This window comes from Neobacillus thermocopriae, from assembly GCF_010975035.1.
GTDB classification, from domain to species: Bacteria; Bacillota; Bacilli; order Bacillales; family Cytobacillaceae; genus Neobacillus; species Neobacillus thermocopriae.
Map to the genome: position 1 here is coordinate 171070 of NZ_JAAIUV010000004.1, position 25512 is coordinate 196581.

The following is a 25512-nucleotide window of genomic DNA, read 5'->3' on the forward strand; positions in this document are numbered from 1 at the left end:
TTACTCCCCCGTCTCTCGCCAATAGCGTCGTGCAGCACATAATTCTTTTTCATAGATGGTTCCAGCTAATGGTATGATTTCAATGGATTTTCCTGTGTTAGGGGAATGAAGAAGCTTTCCTTCTCCATAGTAAATTCCGACATGGTGGATTCTCCCTTTCCCTTCCTCATAGGCAAAAAACAGTAAATCACCAGGTTCAATATTGGATAAAGGAATCGCTTTACCAGCCATTGCTTGATCAGAAGCATCTCGGGGAATGGTATAACCATTGGCTTTACACATGGAATAACTGAAACCAGAGCAATCATACCCATAACTACTCATACCTCCCCATAGGTATGGAAGACCGAGAAATTGTTTGCCGGAAGCAACAATGTCGCTGCCTGTTCCTTGAAATCTAGCTGTTAAAGATTCATATACGGCCACTTGTTTCCTATCCAATATCCCCGTACCCTCAGGTGTTTGAACGACGACTTGTTGATCGTTTTCCTTTAATAATGGGAGAACCGTCTGGTATGAGAGTTCCATCTTTTGCGATAATCGGGCTTTCGGTTTATTGACCACCGCAACCGGTCCAGTATTCAAATTCCAATTTTCTGGTCGTTTTTTCAACTGACATGTCGGCATCCAGCCTGGGTATCCTAATTCATTTTTCGAGGAAGGCTGCTCAGGTACAATAATATGAGCCCAACCATTCTTCTCTTCAATGACCAATACCTCCTGGCCGAATAAAACTTGGGTTTGCACTAGATTGTCTTCACATAATCCTAATCTACTTTCATAGGATAATTTCGATAACCAACGATCGATTTGTACTGGATTTGTAATGGCATCCACATCGATTTCTCTCGCTGAATCGTAATGGGTCCAGACCGTTGCTACCGATACATTGACGAGCCGTTTATCCATTTGACCCCCCTCCTTCTAACTCTACATTTTTAATCCCAAGACCAGCTTCATCTGAAAAAGTGATCAACCTTCCTTGATAATGAATGCCACCTTCTACTATATCTTTCGCCAACATGAGAGGAGCATCAAAATCAAATCGTGTAATATTTTTCTTACTAGCAGCAAAATAGGCAGCAGCTGTGATTCCGAGACGAGTTTCAATCATGCTTCCTACCATGCATTCCACTCCACATATTTCTGCCATTTGATTAATGATCTGTGCTTGATAAATACCTCCGGCCTTCATCAGCTTAATATTAATCAAGTCAGCACTTCTTGTTTTCAATACTTGAAATGCCTGTTTTGGTGAAAAAACACTTTCATCTGCCATGATTAAGGTATCCACATGGTCAGTCACCTGTTTTAATCCCTCTAAATCATCTGCTTTAACAGGCTGCTCCACCAACTCGATTTCAAGTCCGCTATCTTCCATTTTCCGAATCGCACGGATGGCATCCTTAGCCGTCCACCCTTGATTCGCATCGAGACGGATTTTTATTTGGTTACCAACCCGGTTTCTAATTTCTCGAATCCGATCAAGATCCCTTGAAATATCATCTTTTCCCACTTTCACCTTTAGTACATTAAAGCCTTGTTGAATATAAGATACTGCGTCCTCTGACATTTCTTTCGGATCATTGACACTTACGGTGAAATCCGTCTCCATTTTACTCTTATGTCCACCAAGAAATTGATAAAGAGGCAGGCGGCAATATTGGGAAATACAATCATATACAGCCATATCGATGGCAGCCTTTGCACTTGAATTGCCAATGAGAATGGTTTTAAGTTCCTGAAAAATTGACTCATAGTTTAATAGATTTTTCTTTTCTAAAAATGGTTTGATAACGTGTTGGATCGCTGATTCAATCGATTGTAGACTATCACCTGTAATGACAATGGTCGGAGGGGCTTCTCCCCAGCCGATTATCCCATTATCACAGATAATTTTTACAATGATAGATTCTGCTGTCGTCACTGTTCTTAGAGCCGTTTTGAATGGTTTAGCAAGAGGTACAGCTACTCTATAAGTTTCGATTCGTTCCACTTTCATTTGTATCCGTCCTTCACAGGATGCCGCTTTCGACAACCAGTCTTTTTTCGAATGTATTCATTTCTGCATGAACGCCTAAAGGAATGGAAATATGTGGGTTACAATGCCCAATCTGGAATCCTCCGATTGCAGGCTTATTAGCTAATTTCATATAATGATTGATCACTTCTTCAAGCGATAAAGATAGTTCTCTTTTTGGAGTACAATCACAAAAATCACCAATGATTATTCCGTTTGCCTCCTGTAGTTTTCCAGCCAAATAAAGTTGGTTCAACATCCGGTCCACCGCACGTGGCTCCTCATTAATATCCTCAATTAATAGCAACTTTCCTTTTGTATCAACCTCAAATGGTGTACCCAATGTACTTACTAAGAGGGAAAGATTGCCGCCAATGATGGGGCCACTGGCTTTCCCTTCAACCACCACTTTTAATAGAGATAATTGTTCCGTATAGTCTAGCTTTCGTTGCTCAAATAATTGTAGAAATCCTTCTTTGGAAAGTGGGTGTGTATCTTCTTTGCCAATATCGGACCCAAGCATAGGTCCGTGAAAGGTTACGAGTCTTGTTTTTTGATAGATGGCCGTATGTAAGAACGTTATATCACTGTATCCCCAAAATATTTTTGGATTTTTCTTAATGATTTCGAATTCTAACTTTTTAGCCAATCTACCTGTACCGTATCCCCCACAGGCACAAATAATGGCTTTTACCTCCTGATCTAAAAACATTTCATGTAAATCTTCTACTCTTTCTTCGTCAGTACCGGCTAAATACCCATTAATGTTCTTAACGTTTTTTCCTAATTTTACTTTTAAACCTAAACCTTTTAAAAAAAGAATTCCCCGCTCAAGATTTTCTAAATTGGGCGGACTTGCCGGGGCAATAATTCCAACGAAATCTCCTTTTTTCAACCGACTTGGCTTTACTATACTCATGAAAAAACCCCATTTCATGTTTTTATCAGATAAGCGTAAGCCCCTAATCAGCGGATAGGACCATCACCTCTCCAACGAATTCTTGATTCTGAATTGAAATGTGACAATGTCTTGTCACTAGGGAACTTACGCTTTACCTATCTCCATGTTGAAAAGATATTTTCTTAACTTAGGAGAAAAGGAATGTTCCTGATGAACATCCCTTTTACTAGTTTATTTTTTATCCGCCCATTTTAATTCTAAATATCCAACCGGATGACGAACGATACCTGTTACATCTTTATTTTGTAAATAAACTTGATTGTAGAAATGGATTGGGATAATTGGCGCTTCATCCATTAAAATCTTTTCTGCTTTATACATCATTTCATAACGTTTCTTTTCATCTTTTTCCATCTTCGCCTCTTTAATCAATTGATCAAATTCAGCATTGCTCCAGCCGGTACGGTTCATCGGTGATCCTGTAACAAAGTTCTCTAAGAAGTTAATTGGGTCAGCATAATCAGCTAGGAAAGAACTGCGTGATAGTTGGAATTTTAATGCTTTTTGTTCAGAGGCAAATACACTGCTTTCCATATTGGCAAGTTTGACATCCACCCCTAAATTTTCTTTAAACATTTGTTGTAGTGCTTCAGCAATTTTCTTATGGGATTCCAATGTGTTATAAGTTAAAGTAACTTCAGGGAGTTTCGTATATCCTTCTTCTTCCATCCCTTTTTTCAGAAGTTCTTTTGCTTTTTCCACATCTGTTTTTATTAAATCTCCATTCGTTTCACGGAAGTCCTTACCAGAAGGATCTTTGAATCCATAGGAAACAAATCCATAAGCAGGCTTTTCTTTATTTTTTGTAACAAGTTCAACCATTTGTTTTTGGTCAACGGCTAAGGCAAATGCTTTACGAATGTTTTTGTTTTGGAATGGCTCCATTGTTACATTAAAACGATAGAAGTATTGACCAGCTTGGTCTTCTATTTTGACATTACCTTCAGCAAATAACTTGTCTGCAAGTTCTGCCGGTACGTCAGATGTATCTAACTCCCCTGTTGTATACATTTGATATTCTGTATTTGGATCGCTCACCATTGCCCAATGGACTTTATCCAGCTTGACATTTTTCGCATCCCAATACTGATCGTTTTTCACCATTGTAAAATCACTGTCATGATTCCACTCAGCCAATTTGAATGGACCATTTGAAACAAAAGTATCGGCTTCGGCAAACCATTCTGGATTTTCTTTCGCTACTTTTTCATTGATGGGGAAGAAACATGGGTTTGAAATGACACTTAAGAAATAGGCTTGTGGGCTTATTAAAGTAACTTCAAATGTCTTTTCATCTACTGCCTTCACCTTTACATCTTCTGCAGAACCAGTACCCATATTATAAGCTTCTCCACCTTCAATGAAATACGCTAAGAAGGCTGCTGGAGAACCAGTATTAGGATCTAATAACCTCTTCCATGCGTAGACGAAATCATTGGCCGTTACCTCATCACCATTGGACCATTTCGCCTCTTTTCGAATATGAAAAGTATAGGTTTTACCATCTTCAGAAACATCCCATTTTTCAGCTATGGCAGGCTGTGGCTCATGATTTTCATCCAATCGGGTTAACCCTTCCATTAGATTGTTTAACGCATTCCAAGAAACCGCATCGAAACCGATTGGTGGGTCAAAAGAGGTTGGCTCTTGGCCATTATTTAAATACAAAACTTTTTCGCTCTTTTTCTTTCCATCCTTCCCTTCCTTCTGCGGCTCGCTTCCGGCATCTTTGTTTGCTGTACATGCAACAAGAGCAAACACCATCATGACAACGGCTACAAGTGAAATTAACTTTTTCATCATTTTCCCCCTTTTTTAATCGTAATGTTAATGATTGGATGATACCAATGCTTTTGCCCGTACGTCTTGAAGCCAGCAATTCACGTAATGGTGATGACTTAAACTCGTTTCAAACGGGTACACTTTTTCACACACCTCCATCGCATATGGGCAACGAGCTGCAAAAGCACAGCCTTTTGGAGGTGAAAATAAATCTGGAGGTGTTCCCGGTATTGGAACAAGCTCAGCTCCTTCCACATCCAAGCGCGGAACCGATTGAAGCAATCCTTTTGTGTATGGATGTTGCGGTTGGTAAAAGATCTCCCTTCTTGTTCCTATTTCAACAATCCTGCCTGCATACATAACGGCAATTCGATCGGCCACTTGGGCTACTACTCCCAAATCATGGGTAATCAAAATGATAGATACTCCGGTTTTCTTCTGAATATCACGGAACAATTCCAATATTTGTGCTTGAATGGTCACATCAAGAGCCGTTGTCGGTTCATCAGCAATTAAGACATCTGGCTGACATACGAGTGCCATTGCAATGACAATTCGCTGCCGCATTCCACCACTAAATTGGTGTGGATATTGTTTCAGTCTAATTTCCGGATTTGATATTCCAACGAGATGGAGCATTTCAAGCGCTGCTTTCTTTGCCTGTTCCCTGGAAATATTCTTATGTTGCAGGATCCCTTCCATGATTTGCTCACCGATCGTAATCGTTGGGTTTAATGCCGTCATTGGGTCTTGGAAAATCATCGATATATTGGCTCCTCGGATTTTCCTTAGTTCTGGTTCTTTTAATTGAATTAAATCCATCCCTTTCAAAAAGATTTGTCCGCTTTTGATTTTTCCTGGTGGTTCTGGAATCAGCCTCATGATACTTTGCGAGGTCACGCTTTTTCCACAGCCGGATTCACCAACGATAGCTAACGTTTCTCCCCTATGTAAATCAAAGCTGACTCCCCGGACAGCCTGTACAACACCTCCATAGGTTGTAAAGCTAACATGAAGGTCTTTTACTTGAAGGATTTTTTCCATGCTGCTACCTCCTTAATTTCGGATCCAAGGCGTCCTGCAGCCCATCACCTAATACGTTAAATGCAAACATGGTTAATGAAATGAACAAGGTTGGGAAGAACAATCTCCACCAATATCCTGATAGAATCGTAGATAATCCGTCATTAGCCATTACACCCCAGCTTGCATGCGGCGCTTGGATTCCAAGTCCAATAAAACTTAAAAAAGCTTCAGCAAAAATGGCGGACGGAATAGTTAACGTCATTTGGACAATAATAGGTCCCATTGTATTAGGTAGCAAATTTTTTCGAATGATCCTTGATGTTTTCGTTCCGAATGTTTTCGAAGCAAGAACAAATTCATAATTTTTAATTTGCAGCACTTGTCCTCGAACAATCCTTGCCATCCCCACCCATCCTGTGATCGAAAGGGCGAGAATAATTGTGGTTAAACCTGGACCGATGACAACCATGACAAGAATGACAACTAGTAAATAAGGAAGTCCATAAAGGATTTCCACAAATCTCATCATGAAGTTATCAATCCGGCCTCCTTTGTAACCGGCAATACCGCCATAAACCACCCCAATAACAAAATCAATCAATGCCGCCATGATACCGACAAATAAAGAGATCCGAGCGCCATAGCATGTTCGTGTAAAAACATCGCGACCTAGATCATCGGTCCCAAACCAATATTTACTTGAAGGAGGCAAATTTTGTTCTGTTAATCTTTGTGTTTCCACGGAATGGGGAGATAACATAGGTCCGAAAATAGCCATGAGGGTCAATGCAATTAAAAAAAACAATCCTGCCATGGCCAGCTTATTTTTTAACAATCGATGCCATGAGTCTTTCCAATAGGATAAACTAGGTCGAACGACAGATTCTGACTCGAGTTTGTTTTTGTTGATGGGAACAAACCATTCATCTGGAATCTCAGGCGAAATATTTCGTGTTTCTTGTTTCCGTAATTCCATTATTTCGCCTCCTTTTTATGAAGCTTGATACGTGGATCTAATAATCCATAGGCTAAGTCAACTAAGAACAACATAACAATTAAAATGGCGCTGTAGAAAACCGTTGTTCCCATGATAACCGGATAATCACGATTATTGATACTGTCAACAAAATACTTACCCATCCCAGGGATCGCAAATATTTTCTCAATGACAAACGTTCCAGTGAGGATGCTTGCTGCTAAAGATCCTAAAACGGTAACGACAGGTAACAGGGCGTTTCGTAAAGCGTGCTTAAAAACAATTTTTACAGGTGAGAGCCCTTTCGCTTTCGCGGTTTTAATATAGTCCTGGGTGAGCACTTCTAGCATACTTGTTCTCGTAAGTCGTGCGATGATCGCCATTGGACCGGTTGCCAATGCCAAGATTGGCAAAACCATATGTTTCGGACTTGCCCAGGTAGCCACTGGAAATATTGGGATGTTTACCGCCAACTGTTGAATTAATAAGGTAGCCATAACAAAGTTTGGAATGGAAATTCCAAGGACGGCAATGGTCATAGCTAGATAGTCAATAATGCCGTTATGTCGAAGGGCTGCTAATACGCCAAGGGTAATACCAGATATAATGGCCAAAATAAGTGTATAAAGACCAAGTTCAAAAGAAACCGGAAATCCTCGTCCTAGTAAGTCATTGACCGTCTGTGACGATTTCTTGATGGAAGGACCGAGATCGAATTGCACAAGCGATTTTAAATAATTCACATATTGGACGAATAATGGTTTGTCCAATTGATAATAGGCTTCTAGGTTTTTTTGAATCGCTTCATTTGTCGTCCTTTCTTCATTAAATGGAGAACCTGGCACCGAATGCATTAAAAAAAAGGTTCCAGTAATGATCAGCCATAATGTAATAATCATGGCAATCAATCGTTTAATCAAATAGCTTTTCATGTCGTCCACTTCCTAACAGAAAGTTGTTCTCATCGCTAATTCGACCATCACCAACATCGCCTGATAGGCTTCCAATATATCTTTTGCCTGAAAGCGGACCATCGTGGTGTTTGGGATGATTTCTGCCCCTGGCATTAATGCCGCCCATTCGGCTTCACCATAATTCGTAAATTCAATACTTAAGAGTGGTCGTTCAGGAGGAGTAAGCGGTTTTACTAAATGACGGTTTTTTATTGCCTGAGCAGTTTTCTCTCTAAGGAGTTGTCCAGCCTTCGCTGGGGTTAAGGACTTAGCAGCAGACCGGGAAATCGCTTCTTTCACTACAGCTGTCGTCACATTGGGAATGAGTTGCTCGGCCTCTTTCGCCACGCAATCATCACCGGCCACCATGATGACTGGTACTCCAAAATATCCCGCTACATATGCATTCAACCCAAGCTCCCCAATCGGAACATCATTTATGTACATGTTGCGAACCCCAAAAATCATCGAATGTGTCATTACACCTTTTTGTCCGGCCCGGGCATGATAACCTGTAAAAATCGCACCATCAAATGTTCCATCTAATCCTTGGACCATTGAAAATGGCTTTACATCCCCACTAATTAGCTGTGTTTCTGGATGAAGACGTTCAATTAATAAATTGTTCATCTTAGAGTGGCTGTCATTTACGATCACTTCCTTCGCACCCATTTCAAAAGCAGTGGTTATAACCTCATTGGCCTCATCAGTCATAATCATTCTGCTGCGTTCATAATTATGCTTACTTGAGTCCACATGAGTATGGTCCACTAGCCCGGTAATCCCTTCCATATCTACCGAAATATAAATTTTCATTCCTTTCCTCCTCTCATTTATTTCTATTTTCTAAATATTATAGACTATTTTACTATATTATTCAAATTTTTCCTAAAATTTAATTTTAAATGAATATTTTGAATTATATTTTTCTAGTTTTTTTACCCATTCGTTTTATAAAGTGAGGAATATTAAATAGCCCAACTATCGTATCATTCCATGCTTTTAGGAACGGGGATCGAAAAACATTGCACACGTTTTACAGAACTCATCCAAGCCGATTAAGTTATCCTAAAATTTTGGAATCAAAAGAAAAAAGCCTCCGTCCATTCGTTGGATAGAGGCATTTCAAATTATCTCCATATACGTTTGTTTTCCATGCGTTTTGTCAAGCCGATGGCATCTAATTTTTCTAAAAACGGAATCATGTATTTCCTTGAGAGTTGAAGTATTTCCTTTGCATCACCTACTTCAAACTCTGGACCTGTTCGACTTTTTAGTATTGCGATGGCTTGACTGAATATCTCTTCATGATAGGCAAATGGGTCTTCCTGCATAATGATAAGTTTTTGTTCTTCCAAGAAGTGTCGCAAATCATGTTCCATCCGTTCTGGAATCCCTGCTGCAGTTAAATAGTCCTTAAAGGGCCGGACTTTTAACCCATCGTTTTTTAGTTCCTCGAGCAATTGATTTGTCCGTTTTGACCAATTTTGAGGTATATGAGGAGTAAAGCTCGCAATGGATACATATTGTTCTTTCCGGTTTAATTCTTGGTTTGAAATTCCATTATTTATCACAAATTCAAGTAATGAAATGGGGTAATGTTTCTGCATGGATTGTAGTAACTCTGCCTTATTCATTCCTGTTTTCATAGGATATTTTTGATGGTAATCCTGTAATCGATCAAAAAGATCTTCTTTGATTGAATATACAACCTCCCAAAGGGTATATTCTCTTTCATTATATAAAAGGAAATCTTTATCCATTTTTAAATGTGCGACTAATGTTTCTTCATCTAGTGCTGTCCGTTTGATTAAATCTGATACCGACAGACTTTTTGCCTCTAAAAGGGCACTAGTTATTCGTTCCTTCGGAGCTCCAACTTTTTTCTTCTCCAATTCTTCAATGGTTTGATTTCCGAAACGATATTTTTTCCCTCTTGGATCAATGACCCATCCCCCTCCTAGCGTCTCTACTGGAGTGGGTCTCCTTAATATAAAGCGGTCCCCTCGTTTGGTTACAATTTCTTCGTCTAGACGTAGTTGGCAAAGAATTTCCCCCTTCTCATCGATTACTTCATTTCGGTCAAAAAAAACAATCCGCCCCATTACTTCTGCAGTGCCAATATGAAGTTTGACTGGCATTCTCTGTTTTATCGGGTGTTGCAACTTATCTACTACCCTAATCACAACATCTATCATTTTCGTAACAATAAAGTGTTCTGAAGAAACAAGGACATCACCACGCTCGAGTTCTTCTTTAGAAACACCTGAAAGATTAATGGCTGCCCTCTGTCCAGCAAAGGCCATTTGCGCTGGTTGATGATGGACTTGGATTTGACGAGCTTTGACGTCCAATCCCTTTGGTAGGATTGTTAGTGTCTGCCCTTCTTCTACCGTTCCTTCATAAACAGTACCTCGAACAACCGTGCCTTGGCCTTTTACTGTAAACACTTGGTCAATCGGGAGTCGAAAAGCCCCTTTTACATCACGCATGTCTTGGTCCTTTAAAGTGCGGATAATGAGTTGTTTCAGTTTCTCTATTCCTTTTTTAGAAAGGCTATCAACAAGAACAAATGGTGCATCCTCAAATACGGTACCCGTTAACTCTTTGGCAATATCTTCTTTTACTAGCTCCATCCAGTCCTCATCCACCCGGTCGATTTTCGTTATCGCAACGATCCCATTTTTCACACCGAGGAATTTTAAAATATCAAGATGCTCTTTCGTTTGCGGCATGACTCCTTCATCTGCTGCCACGACAAGCACCACTAAATCGATTCCAGCCACTCCGGCAATCATTTGCCGAATAAAACGTTCATGTCCAGGAACATCGATCACAGATATTTGAATTTCATCATCTTCATATAATGGTGCAAATCCAAGTTCAATAGAGATTTGCCGTTCTTTTTCTTCCTTTAGACGATCTGTATCCACATTAGTTAAGGCTTTGGTGAGGGTGGTTTTTCCATGATCGATATGCCCCGCCATACCAATAGTAAAATATCTTTTTTCCAAACTTGCCACCTTCTTCAACATCTTCTCCTTTAATGTAGCTTGAATAGAATGTCTGTTCAAGCCGAAAAAATATCAAAAAGAAACAGGGGATGTACAAAGATGTCCTCTACTAGCAATTTATCAAAAAAAGCAGTGGAGCATTTTGTCCACTGCGATCAATTTGTAAACACAAATTCCGTTCTACTACCAGTTTGCCCAGCGATCACCTCAAGTCTAGCATCCATTCGTTCTTTTAATTCCGGAACGTGGGAGATAATTCCGACCAAACGTCCGCTACTTTGAATATCCATTAACGCTTCAATGGCCTGTTCCAATGACTCTGGATCAAGGGTGCCAAAACCTTCATCGATAAACATCGTTTCTAACGAGACACCACCGGCATAATTTTGGACGACATCCGCTAGCCCCAATGCAAGGGATAATGATGCCTTAAAGCTTTCTCCGCCTGATAATGTTTTCACATGGCGTTTTTGACCGGTATATTGATCAAACACTAATAATTCCAATCCACTTTGTGCATTCCCTTTCGCACGGTCTTTTTTCCTGATAAGTTGGTACCTTCCTGAGGTCATTTTCCGCAAGCGATGATTGGCTTCATGTAAAATATCATCTAAAAATGCCGCTAGTACATATCGTTCAAAGGTAATGCGGAAATGATTTTGTCCTCTAGTAATCTCGTAAAGATGGCCTATTAAGCTATATCGTTCTTCTAAAGCTTTCATGCTTGCATTCAAGTTCTCGATCCGCGCATAAATTTCTTCATTATCCCTTTTCTTCACAAATAGGGTTGTCCATTGTTGATTTAATGCTTCCATTTCCTCTTGAAGTTGAGCCAATTTACGTTTTCCCTCTTCGATATTTGGTGTTTTCACATTGGCAAGCTGTTCTGTCATCTCACTCAATCGGTCAGAAACAGAACGTAATTCTTCCCGATATGTGCGAATTTCATTTTCAAGGGTTTGGATTTCACTCTCTGAGAGTTTAGAAGAAGCATAATTACTATAATTCTCAAATCCTTGCTCTGAAAGCATATTCTTAAAAATTTCTCGCTCTGCTTTCAATTCTTGCTGTTTTTCATGATAGTTCTTTTCAGCGTCAGTAAATCTCGCTAGTTCTGCCGCTAATTTCTCATTCGCGTTCTGAAGTCCCTTTTGTACATCCTCGAATTGTTTGATTAATGTTTCATATTTTCGTTTGGATTGTGCGAGAGCTTTTTCATATTCAGCTTCAGAACGAAGATTTTCTGGTATGACGTTCATCATCCTTGAAAGGTTTGTTCTTTTTTCCGTAAATTGTACCGTCAAATCAGTCACTTGATCCGCCAATTGTTGCTTTTTACTTTGACCAACTTGAATTTCCCTTTCACATTTCTCGATTTCCGTTTTAATTCCATCTAATTGCTTGATTTGTACTTCTAATTTTTTCTGCCCAACAAGGAGGGTATTTCTCTCAGAAGCAATTTGCATCTTCAAGTCCGGTAATTCACTTTCTGTAAAATCTGCTTTAAAGGCACGAATTTCCTGTAATTTCTCTTCTAATGCTTCCCAGTCCGTTTTCTCGGCTGACTGACATTGATAAAGCTTTGCTTCATCTGTCGATTTTTCTTGTTCCCATTTTAAAACCTGAGCCTTGGCAGCTTTCATGTCTTCCTCGGATGGAACCTTTCCTGACTGCTCTATGGCTGGTAGTGGATGGTTTTCAGACCCACAAACAGGACATGGGGCACCCTCCTGAAGTTTGGATGCTAAAATGGAGGCCTGGCCATGAAGCCATTTTTGCTCGAGATCGTTCACTAAGGCCTTTGCATCATTTAAATTTCTCACAGTATTTTCATAACGACCTGTAATCTCCTCTAGATTTTGCTTCGAATTTTTGTATCGACTAAGTAATATTTCATATTTTTCAAGACGGTCCAACTCTGATTGCCATTTTTCAAGTTGTTGTTCATTTCGAACATAGATAAGCTGTCCTTTTTCAATTTCCTCTTTTTGATTCTGGAGATGTTTGAATCGCTGTTCCAATTGTTCAAGGTTTGATTCTGACTGCAACAGTTTCGCTTTTGCTTCATGTAAGTCGGCCTCTACATTTGCCGTTTCTTTTACCAAAGCGGAAAAAGAGTACACATCCTCTTTCATATGTATGAGCCTGTTTACCTCTGCAAGAGCTGCTTGTCGTTCCTCTTCCCGCTCTTGTTCCTGTTTCAGAAGAAGTTCATAATGATTTTTCTGACCTTTAGCTAGCTCAATTTCCTTTTGTATAGATGAAACCAAACTGCCTAGACGATCCGATTCTCCTTTCAATCGATGGCAAAGTTCTTCTTGCTTTGCTAATAGGGCCGCTTTTTGTGCCAATTGAACTTGCTTTTCTTTAACGGAAAAAATATCTTTCTGGGATTCAAGCCAAGTTTTTCGTTTCTTTAATTCCTCTTTCTTTTGTAGCTGTTTGAGAATTTCTTCCGCCTCAAAAAGTTGTGCCTTTAAACGGTCTTGTTCCTTCTCCTTCTCTTTCAATTGGGCATTTAGCTGTTCCAATTGTTCTCCCATGGCGGTAATTTCTTCTTTCAGAAGCGGTAAAATCAACGCATCATTGTCACTTTCTTCCTCCAAGTATCTTTTCAGTTCTTCATTTGTCACCGCCTGAATTCGGCGAAGGGCTTCATTTCTTGCCTTCACCTGGTCCTCAACGGATTTCTTCAATTCCGTTGCTTCATCCTTCAGTCTTTCCTCTATCCTTTTATATAACTGGGTATGGAAAAGTCGTTGGAGTATGGCTTCTTTATCCTTACTATCAGCAATTAATAGTTTTCGAAATTCCCCTTGAGGAATCATGAGAATTTGCCTAAATTGGTTGGCATCAATTAACATGATTTCTTTAATTTTTTCCTCTACATCATGAATCTTTGAAGCAAGGAGCTGTTTTTCCCCATTCGGTCCTAAAACATATAATTCCGCTTTTGCTCCAATTTGTGTATAACCTTCCCCTTTTTCCTTCTTTTTTAATTGTTGAGGTGACCGAGTAATGAAGTACACCTTATTTTTTAAGGAAAATTCTAGGGAAACTTCTGTCAACAGATCGTCACTAGCAAACTGGCTTCGAAGTTCAGGGCCATTTCGGTCTTCACCACTTGCTTTACCATAAATGGCATAGCTAATCGCATCGAAAATAGTTGTTTTACCGGAGCCAGTTTTTCCTGAGATAACGAACATGGTTCTGTTTCCAAGCCTGGTGAAATCAATCGTCTCTGTTTTAGCATAGGGGCCAAACGCTTTCATTGTTAATTTCAATGGTCTCACCTTTCTTCCACCCCTTTCAGAACCTTTTCAATGATTTCGGCCATCGCTTCTCTTTTTTCAAGCGTAAATTCGGCGGTCGTCATTTCCGAATAAAATTGTTCAAATAATTCGATTTCCGATTTTTTCTTACTACGAATAACATGGTAGGAGTCTTTTTTTCTTACATCCGTTAAATCGATTTTCTTTTCTAGATGCAAAACGTTCGGATAAACTTGGCGCAGTTTATTCATTGGGTCGATTAATGCCCCTTCATCGAGCAACGTGATTTTTAAATAATCATGGGTTCGTTCCTTTTCGTAAAATTGGGGATCCAGCAACTCTTCTAAATATCCTTCTATTTCCCTCATATCGTAAGTAGGATGGAGCGAGCGATATCGATGAGAAAAATTTCCTTTTTCATCCATTTCAATAATGGATATCGACTTTTTTTGTTTCGCTTCAGAAAAAGAATATTTTAGTAGAGATCCGGAATATTTCACTTTAGAATGATGGATCGCATCAGGGCTATGGAGATGACCAAGGGCTGTATAAGAAAACGGCTCGAACAATTCGACACCGACACAACCTGACCCTCCAACGGATAATACCCTTTCAGAATCTGACGTTTTTCCTCCCAAAACGAAGGCATGCCCAATGAAGACATTCGGTTCATTGGGATTGAATGTTTCTTCGATTTTTCCAATCAACGCCTTCATCGCATCTTGATGGGAGTGTATGGATTCATCCTCTAATAGCTGGCGGACAACACCCGGCTCTGCATAAGGAACCATGTAAAAATTAACTCCCTGAATTTGAATGGGAGTAAAACTGTTCGTTAATTTTCCAGCTAAATACAATTGACTGTGTTTGTACCAGGAGCTTCCAAATGATAAACGCTCGGCACTGTCATGATTCCCAGCAATCGCCATGACTGGTGTTTTTAATTCCACATTGATTTTGAAAAGGATTTCATCTAGTAATTCCACCGCATCAGTTGGCGGGACAGAACGATCATAAAGGTCCCCTGCGATAATAACAGCATCCGGTTTCTCTTCTGCAACGATATCAACAAATTGATGAAGTACTTCCTGCTGGCTGTCCGTCATGTAAACACCGTGAACTAACTTTCCGAGGTGCCAGTCGGCCGTATGGATAAATTTCATCTACTGCACTCCTTCTCAAGTACTGCGTTTTTTATTACTACTATTATAGCAAAATACTATTGGCTCTGGACTTGGATTGGTTGACAGTTTTTGCTCTTTGATAGGGGGATAGTTTTTGAATAGTTGGGGTTTCTCTTGGAATCGTCGTGTACCTATTCGGATCCTAAAGTGGCTCTTGGACTCACCAGATTTTCTCTATTTACAGTCTGTTTACAGTATCCATTTTTCAAACAAATTAAAAACAGTCCGGCAAAAATACCGGACTGTTATCATCATATTAGGAATTACTTCTTCACTACGTTAGCAGCTTGAGGTCCACGAGCTCCTTCTACAACATCGAAAGAAACTTCTTGACCTTCTTCTAAAGTTTTAAAACCTTCAGCTTGGATTGCAGAGTAATGAACGAATACGTCGTTTCCGTCTTCTCCTTCGATGAATCCAAAACCTTTTTCTGAGTTAAACCATTTTACCTTACCGTTTTTCATAAAAAAAAATCCTCCTATTGGCTTGCATACAAGCCATGTGTAAAATTCACCAAATTACATCGAAGATAGCTTTACTTTCATTTCCTTATCCAAACCTTGTTTAAAACTTTAGACAAGCTTCTTTCATAAATCTATTCTCGTGCAACGGCTGATTCCAATGTAACATGAATACAATAGAATGTCAAGGAATGCTAAGACAATATCATGTGACATCATTCTACATCATCGATACAGGAATTTTTTTAAACTAACTCCCTTCCTGTGACTATGCACGATTGTCCCTTTCCCTATTCATGAATCATGTATAATTTTATCGAATTTTTTTATTTCTTTCGATATATACGGATAAGTTCACACACCATAAAGAATAGCACTTTTTCTTTAAATCCTTTACAATGAATTTGATTGTTTATTTTGTAAATAGTGGAGGGTTTGTTATGAATAACCATGAAATTGATTATAAGATCTATGGCGATGACATGCAATTCGTTGAAGTAGAGCTTGACCCGAACGAAACCGTTATTGCTGAAGCAGGAAGTTTCATGATGATGGAAGATGATATTAAAATGGAAACGATTTTTGGGGATGGTTCGAATAGTGGCGGAGGTCTAATGGGAAAGCTTTTCTCAGCTGGAAAGCGTGTTCTTACAGGTGAAAGCTTATTTATGACCACCTTCACGAATGTAGGTTCAAGCAAGAGACATGTGTCCTTTGCCTCTCCCTACCCTGGAAAAATCATTCCGATGGATTTAAGTGAACTTGGAGGAAAAATAATCTGTCAGAAAGATGCTTTTCTGGCTGCAGCAAAAGGGGTACAGGTTGGTATTGAATTCCAAAGAAAAATTGGTGTAGGCTTCTTTGGTGGCGAAGGTTTTATCATGCAGAAACTTGAAGGAGATGGAATGGCCTTCATCCATGCAGGAGGAACCATTATGAAGAAAGATCTTCTTCCTGGGCAAACTTTACGTGTTGATACTGGGTGTTTAGTTGCTATGACTCGAGATGTCGATTATAGCATTGAGTTTGTGAAAGGAATTAAAACCGCATTATTCGGTGGGGAAGGTTTATTTTTCGCAACATTAAGAGGTCCTGGTTCCGTTTGGATTCAGTCGCTTCCATTCAGTCGATTGGCTAGCCGCGTATTTGCTGCTGCACCACATCGCGGTGGGGCGAAAGATGAAGGTAGTATCGCACGAGGAATTTTTGATATGTTCAATGGGGATTAATCTTCCTAATGAAATGAAGGCTGGTCCATAAGGTCCTTACGACTTTTTTGGGCTCAGCCTTTTTCTCTAAAGTTTGATTAGAAATTTTATCTATTCATATAGAAAGTAAAGGGCCTGGAACATAGATCAACAGATAAAACATTCCGTGTAAATAAATAGGAAGATCTTTATAATCCTCTTTTTTTCATTCACACAATTATTCTCCTTGTCTTTTTCTTTACTATCGGTTCTTCCTTTTGTACCAAACCGAAACCATTCCTAACTCTCTCCCAAATGAGATATGTTTCATAAAAAAACGTTTGGTGAACATACACCAAACGTGTGAATTCTATTAAATGATCATTCTCTTATTATCTTGAAGCTGTAGTTCTTGTGGTTCTACTCCCTCTTTTTCACGAGTCTTTTTAATTCTTAAATGATAAATTAAATAGCAAACAAGAACAAATGGTACACCCAAATATAAAGCTAGGCGCTGTTCTGAATCAAATGCCAAACTTACTAAAACCGTAATGTTTAAAGTTAAGGCGATAATTGGCAATACCGGGAAAAATGGCGTTCTGAACTTGAGGTCCTCCACTTTTCCGCCTTCTCGAATAAACTTTCTTCGGAATGCAATTTGTGAAGCAGTGATCGCAATCCACCCTACTTGGGCACCTAATCCCGCTACTGAAAGAAGCCATACAAATACAGTTTCCTCTGCAAAAAATCCAGATAATAAGGATAATAACGAGATTCCCAGAGTAATCAATAAGGCATTAATAGGAACCCCACGTTTATTGACTTTTGTTAAAACCTGACTTGCCATTTTTTCTTTTGACATGGCATACAACATACGTGTTGCTGCATAAAGTCCTGAGTTTCCGACAGATAATAAAGCCGTTAAAATAACAAAGTTCATAATATCTGCTGCGTATGGAATACCAATACTATCAAATACTACGACAAATGGGCTCTCGATGACACCAGCCTTGTCCATCGGAATTAAGCCGGCTACCACGAAAATCGCCAACACGAAAAAGACTAGTGTACGCCATACCGTTTGTTTAATGGATCTTGGAATGGTTTTTTCGGGTTCTTCACTCTCTCCTGCAGCGATACCAATTAATTCCGTTCCTTGGAATGAAAAGTTAACAGCTATCATCGTGATAATTAAGGCAGTAAGTCCATTTGGCAATAAACCATGTTCAAAAAAGTTTGACAACATTGGGGCTTCCTCGGTGCCTTTCATATCAATGAGACCAAACATGGCTGCCCCGCCCAGCACGATAAATAAAAGAATGGCCATTACCTTAATACTTGAAAACCAAAACTCTGCTTCCCCAAAAGCTTTGGCTGAAAGTGCATTTAGTGAAAATAGCACAACGGCAAAAATTGCACTCCATATCCATGTTGGTACATCTGGAAACCATCTACCCATCAGCTGTCCCGCTGCTAAAAATTCTAAGGCGACTGTCACAGACCAGCCAAACCAATAAAGCCAGCCTAATGCAAATCCAGTACCAGGACCGATAAATTTGGTTGTGTACGTTTGGAATGATCCAGAAACAGGCATGGCTACCGCCAATTCACCGAGGCATAGCATCGTGAAAAACATGATCATTCCACCAACCAAATAGGAAATAATCGCTCCCGTTGGGCCAGCCTCACTAATTGTATAACCCGATCCTAAGAACAGTCCCGAACCAATGACACCGCCAAGTGAAATCATAAATAGATGTCGGGTCTTCATGGACCTACGTAGTTCATTAGATTTGTGGTTATCGTGTAATTGCATAAATTTCCCCCTAACATCATTTCGTATGCGCTTTCATTCTTATGCAATCAGTTAACGAATGAGAAATTTGTTGATTTTTCTCATTCCTTGTCTAAGGAAATAGTAAATGAATTACTAAAAAAACGCAATAAATAATCTTTCCTCAGTTTAAACTATTTGCACATTTTCAAATAATGCAAGTTTTGTGCCAAAGTACCCAAGTTCTTTTTTTTGGCCATTATTCCATTTAGAAAGCAAAATTTTTTTGCCTTTTTTAAGAGATTTTGCACGCAAAACGCAAAATTTCATAACATTTGTATAAATCCATATTTAGTTAAGAGGTTGGTCTTTGCAGTTGAAAGCATAATTTTTCCATTTGACATACATACTATAAAAAAACAATGAGGTGAAAATAATGGGATTGCTTAATGCTTTTCATCAATGGAGGGAAGCACGATACCAACATCATCTCTCCAGAATGAGAAATCAGGGGAAATGCCCTGATTGTTACGGACGAGGATTCACCGTCTATCCATACAACGAATTTTCCTATTATAACTCTTTTGAATGTCCAAGTTGTCAAGGAAGCGGCAATTATACAGATTGGGAACAATTACAATAGCCAATCATGTTTACCTGTGTTTATTAGGGGGTGTGCCAAATGGCCGTTATCGTATACCAGACATTTGTCATACGACAAGAACACTTTAAAGAAGCCATAGAAAATTTAAGAGCGATAAAAAAATTTAGAATGGAAAATTACAATCATAAGGTTGAAATCCTAACACCCGTCTCAGGTCACGATCATACGTATGCCCTTCTTTCTACTTATGAAGGATTGGCAGAAATGGAACTGCAAAACAAAAAGATGTTTGACAATGAGGAATATCTGGAACTCATCGGTCCATTTTTCCTTGAACATATTGTTGAAGGAAGTATGTATACACAAATTTATCGTACCCTTAACGATCAACCGAGCGGTGAGAAAAAAAATGATAAATAAAAACTGATACTTATCAATCGACCAATGAAACAAGGTCTGTTTAATAAAAAAAGAGGCAGATTCGAAATGACCCTCTTGAAGGAGTCATGAATCCCCTCTTTTTTTGATTCCCTATTTTTATTCTTCAAAACCTACCATGAATTCATCCGGATTAGGACCGACACGTTCATCCTTATTTAATCCAGCAATTTTCTCCATATCTTCTTGGGATAATTCAAAATCGAAAATATCGGCATTTTCCATAATTCGTTGTTCTTTAATCGATTTTGGAATGGTCACTACTTTTGTTTGAAGATCCCAGCGTAAAATGACTTGTGCTGTTGTTTTCCCATATTTTTCAGCGATTTCAGTTAATGTAGGATCTTGAAGTAATTGTCCTTGTTTAAGTGGTGACCATGCTTCAAGCTGGATTCCTTCTTTTTGGCAAAAAGCAAGAAGTTCTTTTTGTTGAAGATGTGGGTGGTATTCCACTTGGTTAACCATCGGTTTGATTTCTGCCTCTTTTAACAATTCTTCTAGATGGTGGATATGGAAATTACTCACTCCAATAGCACGGACACGACCTTCTTTGTATAGTTTTTCAAGTGCTTTCCAAGTTTCTTTGTATTTATCTTTTCCAGGCCAGTGGATTAAGTATAAATCCAAGTATTCAAGACCTAGCTTCTTAAGGCTAGTTTCGTATGCCTGAAGTGTGGATTCATAGCCTTGATCAGAGTTCCATACTTTGGAAGTGATAAACAATTCTTCTCGAGGAACACCTGATTCTCTGATCGCTTGCCCGACTCCCTCTTCATTTTCGTAAATCGCAGCCGTATCAATGCTCCGGTAGCCATTTTTTATAGCTGCTTTCACAGATTCAATGACTTCTGAACCTTCTTTTACCTTATAAACCCCAAGGCCGAACCAAGGCATTTCCACTCCATTATGTAATCGTGTTGTTGATTTTAAACTTGTTGGCATGCTAACTTCTCCCTTCATTCATACATTTCGCTTTATCCTTAAAAAGCTACAATTGCATTTTACCTGATGAGGTTGAATATTTCCAATTTCATGCAATGGAAAACTAAAAGCCTTCCTTATTAGAAGGCTTTTTTATGTCATTCTGATGCCTTATCAATGATAAGATCTTCTATGACACGATGTTTGCTTAATGGTCCCGTATGTACGATACGCTGGCCATGCTTTTGTCGTTTCAAAACTTTATGGTTAACTTCACTTAACAATAGCCCGGAAAATAATAAATAAGGTAGTACGACCACTTGACCTTGCGTCATTTGTAAAATTTGCTCCAAACCTTCATCAAAACTCGGTTTTGCAGTAGCTAAATAACAAACAGAGACATGATTCACAGGTAATCGGTCACGGATTCCACATACAATTTCAGAAAACGCCACATGAATCCCTGGGTCACTACTTCCCCTTCCAACAATTAATACAGAATCAGCAGCTGATAATTCCGGGACTGTATTTCGAATCAGTTCGGCCATCCCATCCAGTATTTTGTGTTGGACGCCAAAAGCATCCTTCATTTTTATTGTTATTCCCGGATATTTCTCTTTTAATAAAGCCAGCTCTTTAGGAATGTCTTCCTTTATGTGACCAGCAGCCAGCAGAAAGAGTGGTACAACGATGATTTCTGTTGCACCTCTTTCGACACATCGGCGAAATCCCTCTTCAATCGGGGGATCGGTCAACTCTAGGAAGCAGAGTTCTTGAATGGGAACCTCACTTCGTTCCATGATCCTTCCCATAAATTCCCGTACTTCCTCCGCTCCATTTTTTGATCTGGTTCCATGGCCGACGTATAGAATCGCTTTCATGCTAGTAGCTGCCCCTTTCACCCACATTAAATGATATTTTTCTCTCGTAAATAATGTAATACTTGTTCCACTGCTTCTTCAACTGTTACTTTGTCCGAATGAATGACAATCTCAGGATTTTCGGGTGCTTCATAAGGGGAATCAATACCCGTAAAATCTTTGATTTCACCGCGACGGGCTTTTGCATATAGCTGTTTTGGATCACGGCGTTCACATTCTTCAAGAGGACAATCGATATAAACCTCTATAAACTCTCCCTCTTCAAATATCGCGCGTACTTGATCGCGGTCAGAACGGAATGGTGATATAAATGCAGTTGTAATGACCTTACCGCTATCTACGAATAGTTTGGCTACTTCCCCAATGCGGCGGATATTTTCTGCACGGTCTTGTTCCGAAAACCCTAAATCCTTATTTAAACCATGTCGGATGTTATCCCCATCTAGCACATATTCATTAATACCTAAACGGTATAGCTCATAGGAAACCGCGTTTGCGATCGTTGATTTCCCTGACCCTGAAAGCCCGGTAAACCAAAGAACACAGCTTCCATGACCATTTTGAATTCGTCGGTCTGCTTTTGTAATGGTTGTCTCATGCCATGTAATATTCGTTGATTTTCCCATCCTTTTTTCTCCTTATACCGTTGTTTTTTCTCTCATACCTTCAATCAGCACTTCAACAACTTCTTTACGACTAAAAGTGGAAGGAGGTTGAATTCCTGCGCGAAGCATTTCTCTCACTTTGGTTCCAGATAGAATCACGCGATCTTCTTTACCATGCGGGCAAGTTTTATCTGAAGCCATTCCATCACATTTTTTGCAATAGAAGCTATGTTCAAAGAACAATGGCTTAATTCCAAGCTCTTCTTCTGTGAAATTTCGGAAAATATGTTGAGCATCATACGTTCCATAATAATTTCCTACACCTGCATGGTCACGACCTACAATGAAGTGCGTGCATCCGAAATTTTTGCGGGCAATCGCATGGAAAATCGCTTCCCTTGGGCCGGCATAGCGCATGGCTGCGGGATAAACGCCCAATTGAACTCGTTCTTTTGGATAATAGTTGTCTAGTAAAACTCGATAACTCTTTAAGCGAACCTCTGCAGGAACATCATCGGATTTGGTTTCCCCGACTAGCGGATTCACAAATAGGCCATCAACCGTTTCTAATGCCGCTTTTTGAATATATTCATGTGCACGATGAATTGGGTTTCTAGTTTGGAAGCCAACGACTGTTTTCCAACCTTTTTCTTCAAATAAGGCTCTTGTTTCTTTTGGCTCTAGCCAAACATCTGCAAATACTCCTTTTTCTGGCTTTTTCACAAGAACGATTTCACCAGCCACATAGACCGGTCCTCTTTCAAAAAGTCGTTTTACACCGGGATGGGCTAGTTCTTCGGTTTTATATACTTCTCTAGCTTCTAAAGACAAATCTGGCTCATACCATTCTGAAACTTTAATTACACCATAGACTTCATTTTCATACGAAAGTTTCACTTCTTCTCCCGCGACGAGTGTATCCGCTACTTCATAGGAAACTGGGAGTGTAATAGGGATGGACCATATGGTATCATCTGCCAGTCGCATGCGCGTTACAACAGATTCATAGTCCGCTTTTCCTAAAAATCCGGTTAAAGGACTAAATAAACCTACACCAATTAGTTCTAAATCACTTAAAGCAATCGCATCCATTTTTATTTCTTTTTCAATATGAGAGATATCATAATTGGGATCATATGCTTGAACAAGTTTTCCTCCATGCGGTTTTGGTAAAAAGGACATTTTAATCAACCTACCTTCCACTTTATTAATCTTTTACAATATGAGAATGAACCGTTGTTCCCATGGATGACGTTTTTTTCATCAAAGACAATACGCCAAAAACAGAAATGAGTACCCCAGCCATGACAACAACAGGATATACATTTTTTACAATAAGCAGTTGTATTATGGTATAAGAGAGAACCATGGATAATACAGGAGAAACGAGCCAAACGGTCAAAAGCTGGACGACAATCTCCTTTTTTAGTACGGCTCTGCCGTTTTTCACAAAGCCAATCCCAATAATGGAAGAAGTCGTAATCTGTGTTAATGGGACAGGTATACCAAAAATCGAAGCTACAGTCACAATCCCTGCCCCCGTTCCGGATATGATACAACCTTCTTCCAGTTTAAGAGTGGTGATTTTTTTTCCATTGGTTTCAATCACTCGATGACCTAAAACAATGGCGCCAAAAGCTACAGCCAGGCCTCCCCAAAGAACTCCATCCCCCTTAGACATCAGCTGTGCTGCGACAAGGGGACCAACGGCATTCGCCACATTGTTCATTCCTGCAGAAAAGGCCTCAAACAGCCCCATACAAACCACGAGAATGGCTAATACGGAGGTAGCCTTGGACTTGCCAAGCAATGATTGAAACGCCTTTATTTTTAATAGATTAGTAGCTAACACAGCAATGACAAAAGCCGCTAAAGGTGTTATCAGCCAAAACATCATAATCCATAAAAGTTTGCCAACATAGACAGATTGAAACACCATTCCGGCACCAACAACGGCGCCGACAGCCACCTCACTAGTCGAAAGAGGGATTCCAAAGATATTGGCCAAGAACAAGGATAAAGCAGCTGAAGCCAAAACAATTAGTGCAATCGCATTCGTAAAGGTTTTTTCCGGAACGATCCCGCTCCCCATCGTCTTTACGACTTCACCTCCCCCAAGCCATGCACCTAGGAATACAGCAATGCCGCATAGGACGAGTGCTAGCTGTTTTTTTACTACACCCGATCCGTAAGATATACCCATGGAAGCAGCCGCCCCGCTGGCACCAATATTGATTGCAAAAAATATCCCAATTGTAATGGCGATCATTGTAACCAAGGAAATCCCTCCTTTATGCGAAAAATCCAATCAACACTTCACTTATCTAAAAAACGATCATTATGCGTGTAAACCGCATTCTGTCTTACTACTGCCTGCCCAGCGTCCAGCACGGGAATCTCCACCTGATTCAACTGCTGTTGTACAAGGAAAACAGCCGATACTTGGATATCCCCGGTCGTGTAGCTCGTTATATGGCAAGTCTTTCTCCCGGATGTAAGACCAAACTTCTTCCCATGTCCAATGAATTAATGGACAAATTTTGATATTCTTAAACTTTTCATCTTTGTTAATGAATTGTGTATCCTTCCTTGTCGGCGACTGATCTCGTCTGAGACCTGAAATCCAAGCTAGCTTTGTGGTCAAAGTCTCTCTTAGTGGGATGACTTTTCTAATCTGGCAACATTGATTTGGGTCTCGTTTCCATAATGCTGAACCATATTGTTGTGCCTGTTCGTCTACACTTAATGCAGGCTGTTTTAATTCAATCTTTAATGAAGGGAAACGACTTTTCATTTTCTCAATCACCTCATAGGTTTCAAGAAAATGTAACCCAGTGTCTAAAAAGACAATATGAGCATCTGGTTTCACTTGGTAAATCAAATCAATGAGTACAATCGCTTCTGCCCCAAAGCTCGAAGCATAAACAATTTGATCCTCATCATAATGGGAATAAGCCCACTCTAAAACTCCACGAGCCCCTTTTGTTTGATCTTCAATGGAAAATGAATCGGAAATTTGACTCCAATTTTGATACGTTACTGCACTTCCCATATATTTCCTCCTGTTCATTGTAAAAAAGGCAGTCTCCACCCATATAGGTTAAGACCGCCTCTAGTTTGTCTAGTCAGCGAGTTTTATTCGATTGAAGACGAACCTTTTCGCTTTTCTCAATTTGTATCACTTTGCCATCCTGAACCACGAGTGTGATGGAACCGAATTTTATCGATTCTAGCATTCTCTTAAGATGTTCAGCCACGACTTGCCATTCTGATGTCCCCAAATGATCCGCCCCCCTTTTTAAAAAAACACCTTTCCATTTTAGGTTAAAGCCTGTCTAGTTTGTTTCACACCAACTCTCTCGTTGAAGTCGCACTTTTTATCTGAAGTGGGCACCATTTTTTGACAGGCTGCCGGGCATCAATGGGCCATACCCTAAAGACACTCTGGTTAAA

22 protein-coding genes are annotated in these 25512 nt (G+C 39.7%); 2 read left to right on the plus strand and 20 right to left on the minus strand.

Features of this window, described 5'->3' with window-relative positions:
- The 12 genes from G4Z05_RS04495 to G4Z05_RS04550 all read right to left on the minus strand — a co-directional run bounded on the left by G4Z05_RS04495 (nt 1) and on the right by G4Z05_RS04550 (nt 15652).
- Nucleotides 1-909, minus strand: a complete 909-nt coding sequence (locus G4Z05_RS04495) for a C40 family peptidase (protein WP_163250653.1) — start codon at nt 907-909, stop codon at nt 1-3.
- The gene (locus G4Z05_RS04500; protein WP_163250654.1) at nt 902-2002 is read right to left on the minus strand and encodes a dipeptide epimerase; all 1101 of its coding nucleotides are present in this window, start codon (nt 2000-2002) and stop codon (nt 902-904) included. The genes G4Z05_RS04495 and G4Z05_RS04500 overlap by 8 nt, the downstream gene beginning before the upstream one ends.
- Nucleotides 2003-2015: 13 nt before the next feature.
- Nucleotides 2016-2939, minus strand: coding sequence for a S66 peptidase family protein (locus G4Z05_RS04505; protein ID WP_163250655.1), 924 nt, complete (start codon nt 2937-2939; stop codon nt 2016-2018).
- A 213-nt stretch (nt 2940-3152) separates the two neighbouring features.
- Nucleotides 3153-4781, minus strand: a complete 1629-nt coding sequence (locus G4Z05_RS04510; protein WP_163250656.1) for a peptide ABC transporter substrate-binding protein — start codon at nt 4779-4781, stop codon at nt 3153-3155.
- 27 nt (nt 4782-4808) lie between these two features.
- Nucleotides 4809-5807 carry an ABC transporter ATP-binding protein gene (locus G4Z05_RS04515; RefSeq protein ID WP_163250657.1) on the minus strand — a complete coding sequence of 333 codons (999 nt, stop codon included), beginning with the start codon at nt 5805-5807 and terminating at the stop codon, nt 4809-4811.
- Nucleotides 5808-5811: 4 nt separating this feature from the next.
- Nucleotides 5812-6765 carry an ABC transporter permease gene (locus G4Z05_RS04520; RefSeq protein WP_163250658.1) on the minus strand — a complete coding sequence of 318 codons (954 nt, stop codon included), beginning with the start codon at nt 6763-6765 and terminating at the stop codon, nt 5812-5814.
- On the minus strand, nt 6765-7697 hold the full coding sequence (locus tag G4Z05_RS04525) for an ABC transporter permease (RefSeq protein ID WP_163250659.1): 933 nt from the start codon (nt 7695-7697) through the stop codon (nt 6765-6767). The genes G4Z05_RS04520 and G4Z05_RS04525 overlap by 1 nt, the downstream gene beginning before the upstream one ends.
- Nucleotides 7698-7709: 12 nt before the next feature.
- Nucleotides 7710-8534, minus strand: coding sequence for a M55 family metallopeptidase (locus G4Z05_RS04530; protein WP_163250660.1), 825 nt, complete (start codon nt 8532-8534; stop codon nt 7710-7712).
- Between the two features lie 314 nt (nt 8535-8848).
- Nucleotides 8849-10753, minus strand: coding sequence for a selenocysteine-specific translation elongation factor (gene selB, locus G4Z05_RS04535; protein WP_163250661.1), 1905 nt, complete (start codon nt 10751-10753; stop codon nt 8849-8851).
- Between the two features lie 134 nt (nt 10754-10887).
- The gene (locus G4Z05_RS04540) at nt 10888-14025 is read right to left on the minus strand and encodes an AAA family ATPase (protein ID WP_163250662.1); all 3138 of its coding nucleotides are present in this window, start codon (nt 14023-14025) and stop codon (nt 10888-10890) included.
- Nucleotides 14022-15167, minus strand: coding sequence for an exonuclease SbcCD subunit D (locus G4Z05_RS04545; RefSeq protein WP_163250663.1), 1146 nt, complete (start codon nt 15165-15167; stop codon nt 14022-14024). Before G4Z05_RS04545 ends, G4Z05_RS04540 begins: the two co-directional genes overlap by 4 nt.
- A 284-nt stretch (nt 15168-15451) precedes the next feature.
- A complete protein-coding gene (locus G4Z05_RS04550) occupies nt 15452-15652 on the minus strand; it encodes a cold-shock protein (RefSeq protein WP_163250664.1) in 201 nt (66 codons plus the stop codon).
- 437 nt (nt 15653-16089) lie between these two features.
- Here G4Z05_RS04550 and G4Z05_RS04555 point away from each other — a divergent pair, with 437 nt between their 5' ends.
- Nucleotides 16090-16878 carry a TIGR00266 family protein gene (locus G4Z05_RS04555; protein ID WP_163250665.1) on the plus strand — a complete coding sequence of 263 codons (789 nt, stop codon included), beginning with the start codon at nt 16090-16092 and terminating at the stop codon, nt 16876-16878.
- Between the two features lie 331 nt (nt 16879-17209).
- On the opposite strand, the gene G4Z05_RS04560 is transcribed toward G4Z05_RS04555, so the two are convergent.
- A complete protein-coding gene (locus tag G4Z05_RS04560) occupies nt 17210-18652 on the minus strand; it encodes an amino acid permease (protein WP_163250666.1) in 1443 nt (480 codons plus the stop codon).
- A 640-nt stretch (nt 18653-19292) separates the two neighbouring features.
- On the opposite strand from G4Z05_RS04560, the gene G4Z05_RS04570 reads away from it, so the two are divergent.
- Nucleotides 19293-19634 (plus strand): hypothetical protein, encoded by a 342-nt coding sequence (locus G4Z05_RS04570; RefSeq protein WP_163250668.1) that lies wholly within the window; start codon nt 19293-19295, stop codon nt 19632-19634.
- Nucleotides 19635-19751: 117 nt separating this feature from the next.
- On the opposite strand, the gene G4Z05_RS04575 is transcribed toward G4Z05_RS04570, so the two are convergent.
- From G4Z05_RS04575 to G4Z05_RS04605, 7 genes are all read right to left on the minus strand, one after another.
- Entirely contained in the window at nt 19752-20594 is an 843-nt protein-coding gene (locus G4Z05_RS04575; RefSeq protein ID WP_163250669.1) for an aldo/keto reductase, read from the minus strand.
- A gap of 137 nt (nt 20595-20731) precedes the next feature.
- Complete coding sequence (locus G4Z05_RS04580) at nt 20732-21454, minus strand: sirohydrochlorin chelatase (RefSeq protein WP_163250670.1); 723 nt, start codon at nt 21452-21454, stop codon at nt 20732-20734.
- 26 nt (nt 21455-21480) lie between these two features.
- Nucleotides 21481-22080, minus strand: a complete 600-nt coding sequence (gene cysC, locus G4Z05_RS04585; protein ID WP_163250671.1) for an adenylyl-sulfate kinase — start codon at nt 22078-22080, stop codon at nt 21481-21483.
- Between the two features lie 12 nt (nt 22081-22092).
- Nucleotides 22093-23241 (minus strand): sulfate adenylyltransferase, encoded by a 1149-nt coding sequence (sat, locus tag G4Z05_RS04590; protein WP_163250672.1) that lies wholly within the window; start codon nt 23239-23241, stop codon nt 22093-22095.
- A gap of 25 nt (nt 23242-23266) precedes the next feature.
- Nucleotides 23267-24328: an inorganic phosphate transporter gene (locus G4Z05_RS04595; RefSeq protein WP_205597438.1), complete on the minus strand. Its 1062-nt coding sequence runs from the start codon at nt 24326-24328 to the stop codon at nt 23267-23269.
- Between the two features lie 69 nt (nt 24329-24397).
- Nucleotides 24398-25111, minus strand: a complete 714-nt coding sequence (locus tag G4Z05_RS04600; RefSeq protein WP_163250674.1) for a phosphoadenylyl-sulfate reductase — start codon at nt 25109-25111, stop codon at nt 24398-24400.
- Nucleotides 25112-25184: 73 nt separating this feature from the next.
- On the minus strand, nt 25185-25316 hold the full coding sequence (locus G4Z05_RS04605; protein WP_374717610.1) for a YezD family protein: 132 nt from the start codon (nt 25314-25316) through the stop codon (nt 25185-25187).
- Between the last annotated feature and the right edge of the window lie 196 nt (nt 25317-25512).